Origin of the sequence: Pseudomonas sp. BAV 4579, assembly GCF_009765395.1 — a bacterium.
GTDB lineage: Bacteria > Pseudomonadota > Gammaproteobacteria > Pseudomonadales > Pseudomonadaceae > Chryseomonas > Chryseomonas aestiva.
On sequence record NZ_WHOV01000177.1, the window covers coordinates 1 to 338 of the forward strand.

At 59.5% G+C, this 338-nt stretch carries 1 protein-coding gene; it reads left to right on the top strand.

From position 1 onward, the window contains the following. Positions 1 to 17: 17 nt before the first annotated feature. Positions 18 to 338 (top strand): DUF2931 family protein (locus tag GSQ95_RS24120; protein ID WP_158973944.1); only part of this gene is annotated, 321 nt, incomplete at its 3' end.

The window sequence follows — 338 nt, forward strand, 5'->3', positions numbered from 1 at the left end:
CCATGAAAAGTTGGGCGATGAGTCGCTGGTTGTTGGCTATTGGCCTGCTACTGAACCTGGCAGGTTGTCAGTCTGACGCCGCGAACAAGCTGCCCTATGACACCTGGTACCTGGGCTTTCTGGCACCCAACTACATGGAGGTCTGGCTGGAGCAAGCCAACATTGGCGACAACAGTGGGCGTATCTTTCCCAATGCCATGGGGGGAGTGGTCGCCATGGGGCAACCGGCTAGCCTATCGGCTACCGCCAAGGGCTGGCCCAGGCGAATCGGCTCAGGCAAAGGCCGTACTCTGACCGGCCTGGATCTGCCCTATGTCGTATCCCTACGCTGGCAATCC